Consider the following 4388-nt stretch of genomic DNA (forward strand, 5'->3'; position numbering starts at 1 on the left):
CCCCATCCCGCCCCTCCGCCCGGGAGCTCCTGTCCCTGCCCAGCCTCGCCCCGCTCATCCCCATGCTGTACGTCGCCTGGACGGACGGCGAGCTGACAGGCGACGAGCTCCGGGCCCTGGGCGGCGCCGCCCGCTCCCAGCCATGGCTGGACCTCAAGTCCAGCTCCATCCTGGCCCTCTGGGTGGATCCGCTGCGTCCGCCCCCGCCCCGCGAGCTGGCCATCGTGCGCGAGCACATCCGCGCCACCGCGGAGAAGCTGGCCACCAGCCAGCAGCAGAACCTGGCGGAGCTGGGCGTCCAGCTGGCCCAGGCGCTCGCGGGCGAGGCGCCCCTGAACGTCCCCCCGGCGGAGCTGGCCAAGGCCCTGGCCATCATCGAGGCCACGCTGGGCGTGGACGGCAAGGAGGCGGTGCGCTCGCTGGTGCCCAAGGCGTCGCGCATCCCGAAGGCGGAGCCCCGTTCGCACACGGCCTCCTTCGACCCCGCGGCGATGACGGCCGTGCTGGAGCGCACCTACTCGGACGTGCGGCAGCGGGTGCGCGGATGGCTGGAGGACGCGGACTTCCGTTACAAGGAAGGGCTCTCCACCACCGCCTACCGCGACCAGGTGTTCGACTGGCTCAAGCACCTGGCCAACGACGGCCTGGGGCAGCTGGCCTTCCCCAAGGGGCGCGAGGGCGGCGGGGACCTGGGCGCGTTCATCGCCGCGTTCGAGACGATGGCCTTCTTCGACCTGAGCCTCGTCATCAAGGCGGGTGTGCACTTCGGCCTGTTCGGATCCAGCATCCTGTTCCTGGGCACGAAGCGGCACCACCAGAAGTACCTGCCCGGGGTCGCCTCGCTGGACCTGCCCGGCTGCTTCGCGATGAGCGAGCTGGGCCACGGCTCCAACGTGCGCGACTGCGAGACGCTGGCCCGCTACGACGCGGCCACGGGCGAGTTCGTCATCCACACGCCGTCGGAGACCGCGCGCAAGGAGTGGATTGGCAACGCCGCCCGCCACGCGCGCATCGCCACCGTGTTCGCGCAGCTGGAGGTGGGCGGGGAACGGCTGGGCGTGCACGCGCTGCTCGTCCCGCTGCGTGACGCGCACGGCAAGGTGCTGCCGGGCATCCGCATCGAGGACTGCGGCGAGAAGATGGGCCTCAACGGCGTGGACAACGGCCGGCTGTGGTTCGACCACGTGCGCGTGCCGCGCGACAACCTGCTCGACCGCTACGGCCAGGTGACGGAGGCCGGCGAGTACACCTCCTCCATCACGGGTGACTCCAAGCGCTTCTTCACCATGCTGGGCGCGCTGGTGGCGGGCCGCGTGAGCGTGGCGTGCGCGTCGCTGTCCGCGGCCAAGAGCGCGCTGACCATCGCGGTGCGCTACGGCGACCTGCGCCGCCAGTTCGGCCCCCAGGGCGCGCCGGAGGTGCGGCTGCTGGACCACCAGTCGCACCAGATGCGGCTGTTGCCGCTGGTGGCCAAGGCATACGCGGTGGACTTCGCGCTGGAGTACCTGGTGGACCGCTACGTCCACCGCACGGAGGACGACGCGCGCGAGGTGGAGGCGCTGGCCGCGGGGCTCAAGGCCTACGCGTCGTGGAACGCCACCGCCACCATCCAGGAGTGCCGCGAGGCGTGCGGCGGCCAGGGCTACCTCACCGCGAACCGGTTCGCCTCGCTCAAGGCGGACACGGACGTGTTCACCACCTTCGAGGGCGACAACACCGTGCTCATGCAGCTGGTGGCCAAGGGCCTGCTCACGGGCTACCGCCAGCGCTTCGAGGACGACCGCGTCTTCGCCGTCTTGCGCCTCATCGTGGACCAGGCCGCGACGGTGTTCACGGACCGGAATCCCATCGCGGGCCGGCGCACGGACACGGACCACCTGCGCGACAGCGACTTCCAGCTGCGCGCCCTGCGCTTCCGCGAGGAGGCCCTGCTCGCGTCGGTGTCCAAGCGGATCCGCAAGCGGCTCACCGCGGGCGTGGAGGCCTTCGAGGCCTTCAACCAGGTGCAGGTGCACCTCCTGGCCCTGGCGCACGCGAGCGTGGAGCGCATCGTGCTGGAGCAGTTCCTGCGCGGCGTGGCGGCGGTGAAGGACGAGTCGCTCAAGCCGGTGCTGGGGCGCATGGCGGACCTCTTCGGCCTGTCCTGCCTGGAGTCCGCAAGCGGCTGGTTCCTGGAGCACGGCTGGCTCACGGGGCCCAAGGCCCAGGCCATCCGCAAGGAGCGCGTGCTGCTGTGCGCGGAATTGCGGCCGGACGCCGTGGGGCTGGTGGACGCCTTCGGGATTCCGGACACGTGCCTGGCGGCGCCCATCGGGCTGGGGCGGCTGGCGCCCGGCGGTGAACGGTTCGACGACACGGCGGCTGACAGCGCCCGTGCGGGCCCGGCAGATTCCCGCGCGTCATGAGGACCTGTGTTGTGTCGTGGGTGGTGGTGGGGCTCGTGGGGCTGACCGGTTGCGCGACGGTGTCCCCCGCGGAGCGAGCCCTTCAGGTGGGCGAGTCCAACAAGGAGCGCGCCCGCCTGTTCACCGAGGAGATCTACAACCAGAAGCGCCTGGAGCGCATCCCGGAGTACGTCGCGGCGGACTTCGTGGACCGCTCCGAGGGCGCGCCCCAGGAGCTGCGCGGCCCGGACGTGGTGCGGACCCAGGCGGAGCAGGGGTTCACCCTCTTCCCGGACCTGAAGTTCGAGCTGCTCCACCTGATGGCGGAGGGCGACTGGGTGCTGGTGCGCTGGCGCGCGACGGGCACGGACACCCAGGGCCCGCCCACCATTGACGGCAGGTCCCGTCCGCTGACGTTCCACGGGGACTCGCTGTACCGGCTGCGCGACGGCCGGCTAGTGGAGTCCTGGGACCTCACCGACCGGCTGGCCCCGCTGCTCCAGCGCGGGTTCAAGATCGTCCCGCCGGATCCCTGAAGCCCCCCTGACCCGGTGACACGCCGAACGGCCACGGGTCGGGCCCGACGCCGCCGGAGTCAGGAAAAACCGGGCACCGTCGAAACGTCTCCCCATTGACACCTACGCACCGGAGCCATCAGGGTCCGGGCATGAGTATGAACGCGGGACCCATTCGGGCCGCGGACAAGGCCCGCCAGAAGGCCTTCCGCACGGCCTTTCCCTCCTACGGCTCCCGGCCGTCCTGGGGCGGCCGGTTGTTGCGCCTGTTGGGTTGGGGCCTGCTGCTGCTGGGCGTGTTCCTGTTGATTGTCGTCATCGACGGGTGGCGTGCGTTCGGCACGGGGGCGGAAGGGGTACGGCTGGAGCGGATGGCGCGCTCGCCGCAGTGGCAGGACGGCGGGTTCGTGAACCCGCAGCCCATCCTCAACAACTGGCAGCGGACGCTGTCGGACCTCTTCCACTCGAGCCCGGAGAGCACGCCCCGGATGCCGGTGGTGGTGGACCGCATCGACCCGAAGCGCTTCGCCACGCCGCCCGAGGACGGGCTGCGCGTCACCTGGATGGGGCACTCGTCCACGCTGGTGGAGATTGACGGGCTGCGCGTGCTCACCGACCCCGTGTGGGGCGAGCGCACGTCGCCGCTGGAGTGGATTGGCCCCAAGCGCTGGTTCCCCGCGCCCATCGCGCTGGACGCGCTGCCGCCCATCGACGCGGTGGTGATTTCGCATGACCACTACGACCACCTGGACTTCGCCACCATCACGGCGATGAAGGACTGGAACACCACGTTCGTGGTGCCGCTGGGCGTGGGCGCGCACCTGGAATACTGGGGCGTGCCGGCCAGCCGCATCGTGGAGCTGGACTGGTGGGAGCGCACGAAGGTGAAGGGGCTGGACATCGTGTGCACGCCCGCGCGGCATGCGTCGGGCCGCTTCCTCCAGCAGGACAAGACGCTGTGGGCGGGCTGGGCGCTGGTGGGGCCTCAGCACCGCGTCTACTACTCCGGTGACACGGGCCTGTTCCCCGCGATGGAGGAGATTGGCGCGAAGCTGGGGCCGTTCGATTTGACGATGATTGAGACAGGCCAGTACGGCGCGGGCTGGCCGGACTGGCACCTGGGACCGGAGCAGGCGGTGCTGGCCCACCGGCTGGTGAAGGGCCGCTTGATGCTGCCGGTGCACTGGGGGCTGGTGACGCTGGCGTACCACGGCTGGACGGAGCCCATGGAGCGCTCGCTGGTGGCCGCGAAGCACGACGGCGTGGGCATCGCCGCGCCCCGGCCCGGGCAGGACTTCCTCGCGCTGACGCCGCCGCCCGTGGAGCGCTGGTGGCCTGACCGTCCGTGGAAGACCGCGGAGGAGGCGCCCATCGTGGCCAGCCAGATTCCGCCCAAGCTCCGCGAAGGACACCCGGCGCTGCCGCTGCTCCCAGTCCCCGCCCCCGTGAGCCCGCAGGCCGTGAAGCCGGCGACCCCGAAGCCCCAGGC

Annotated in this window: 3 protein-coding genes; all 3 read left to right on the plus strand. The window is 71.4% G+C overall.

Annotated features, from left to right (window positions below; translation table 11 throughout):
• Positions 1 to 2405 (plus strand): acyl-CoA dehydrogenase family protein (locus tag D7W81_RS40025; RefSeq protein WP_120560579.1); only part of this gene is annotated, 2405 nt, incomplete at its 5' end.
• Entirely contained in the window at positions 2402 to 2920 is a 519-nt protein-coding gene (locus D7W81_RS40030; RefSeq protein ID WP_120560580.1) for an ester cyclase, read from the plus strand. The genes D7W81_RS40025 and D7W81_RS40030, both read left to right, overlap by 4 nt.
• A gap of 131 nt (positions 2921 to 3051) precedes the next feature.
• A partial coding sequence (locus tag D7W81_RS40035; RefSeq protein ID WP_244227766.1) for an MBL fold metallo-hydrolase occupies positions 3052 to 4388 on the plus strand: 1337 nt, incomplete at its 3' end.

Source organism: Corallococcus aberystwythensis (assembly GCF_003612165.1).
Classification (GTDB): domain Bacteria; phylum Myxococcota; class Myxococcia; order Myxococcales; family Myxococcaceae; genus Corallococcus; species Corallococcus aberystwythensis.

What these genes read in the sequence shown, in the direction of transcription:
- D7W81_RS40030 (WP_120560580.1), top strand. Translation starts at nt 2,402, where the DNA reads ATGAGGACCTGTGTTGTGTCGTGGGTGGTGGTGGGGCTCGTGGGGCTG.